Source organism: Protofrankia sp. Cr1 (assembly GCF_963555865.1).
Taxonomy (GTDB): domain Bacteria; phylum Actinomycetota; class Actinomycetes; order Frankiales; family Frankiaceae; genus Protofrankia.
This window is the reverse complement of record NZ_CAUVXO010000042.1, coordinates 6919-8672: the sequence shown is the minus strand read 5'-3', so window position 1 is coordinate 8672 and position 1754 is coordinate 6919. Positions and strand designations below refer to the sequence as shown.

2 protein-coding genes are annotated in these 1754 nt (G+C 66.4%); both read left to right on the top strand.

Features of this window, described 5'->3' with window-relative positions; genetic code table 11:
* Positions 1-449, top strand: a 449-nt coding sequence (locus U9980_RS06365) for an ATP-binding protein (protein WP_322767081.1), incomplete at its 5' end; no start/stop codon positions are given.
* 245 nt (positions 450-694) lie between these two features.
* Positions 695-1747: a lactonase family protein gene (locus U9980_RS06360; protein WP_322767080.1), complete on the top strand. Its 1053-nt coding sequence runs from the start codon at positions 695-697 to the stop codon at positions 1745-1747.
* Positions 1748-1754 lie beyond the last annotated feature (7 nt).

Below are 1754 nucleotides of genomic sequence, written 5' to 3'. Positions count from 1 at the left end.
CCATCGGCTTCATCCAGAAGCACAGTCTGCACGGAGTGGAGATCAACGCGGTCGCCCACGCCGACTACCGCCAGCACGGCGCGCCGATACGGGTGGCCATCTTCGACGACCGGCTGGAAGTCGAGAGCCCGGGCCTGCTGCCGTTCGGCCTCACCGTCGACGACCTCCACCGAGGGGTGTCGAAACTGCGTAACCGGGTGATCGGCATCCGGTTCCGCGTCACCTTGTTCACCACCCGCGTCGCCGCGCCGACCATGGATGAAACCGACCAGGCAATCCTCAACGTCCTCACCGAAAACGGCGCCCCGACCAGCGAAGTCGCCGCGGCCATCAGCCTGTCGACCCGCGCCACTCGCACCCGGCTGGCCCGGCTCGTCGAACGCGGATTCGTCCGGGAGATCGGCACCAGCCCCAGTGACCCGAGACGCCGCTACTACCCCGCGACCTGAACGACGACTACATCCCACGAACAAACGATCACCAACCGACCGCCGCAGCCGAGGAGCCTGCGCTTTTTCACGGTGGGTACCGTGTTCCTCGCCTGAAATTTCGTACAAGTGACGAGTAGGGCCGTTTCGCAAGAATCCGGGGAGCGGCTTCACGGTGCCGTCGGGTTTGTGGCCTCACCGGGTACGGGTAGATGTGGGCTCATCGGGAACCTGAAATTCGATGCCCCTGAGCTCGAAGGAGAGCGATGACTGAACGTGTAGATAATCGGAGCGCGAAGGGCGCTGCCGTCTATGTCCAGACCAATGATGTTGCCAGGAACGAGGCTGTCGCCTTCAGGCGTTCCGCGGACGGCATGCTTGCTCCGTTGGGGCGTTTCGAGACCGGCGGCCGCGGAACCGGAACTCCGCACCTGCCGTCGCAGAGTTCCGTTGTTCTCAGCGACGACGGTCGATGGCTCCTGATCACGAACGCCGGCAGCGATGACCTGTCCCTGCTCATGGCGGAGGACGACAGGCTGCGGCTCTCCGATCGTGTCTCCTCCGGTGGTGCCAGGCCGACGAGCGTCGCGGTGAACGGCGACCTCGTCTACGTGCTCAACAACGGCACGCCGAACATCAGTGGTTTTCGCCTTCGGGACGGGAGGCTGACCCCGCTCGAGGACTCGGCGAGGTCCCTGAGTGCCGGCAACGCGGATCCGGCCCAGGTGTCCTTCAGCCCGGACGGCCGGACGCTGGTGGTCACCGAACGTGGGACGAACAGCATCAGCGCTTATCGGATCGACGAGCGCGGCTATGCCGAGGGTCCCACGACGATCCCGGCCGCTGGACGGACTCCCTACGGCTTCGATTTCACCCCGCAGGGCTCGATGATCGTGACTGAGGCCTTCGGTGGTGAGGCCGGTGCCGCGGCGGCTTCCTCGTATGCCGTGGCGGGCGCGGGCCGGCTCGCTGCGGTGAGTGGTTCGGTCGGCGACACCCGTAGCGAGGTCTGCTGGGCCGCTGTGACCAGGGACGGGCGGTTCGCCTACGTGACGAACTTCGGTGATGGAACAGTCTCGAGCTATCAGGTCGCCAACGATGGAGGGCTCACGCTCCTCGAACCGGTGGCGGGTTCGACCGGGAGGGATGCGAAGGGCATCCGTGACGAGGCCATCACCCCCGACGGCCGCTACCTGTACGCGATCGACACCGACGGCCGCCGGGTTCTCGGCTGGGCGGTGGGGCAGGATGGTCGACTCGCGCCGGTCGGCGCGTTCGAGGGCGTTCCGCAGACCGTTGCCGGCCTGGCCGCACGTTGATCATCGG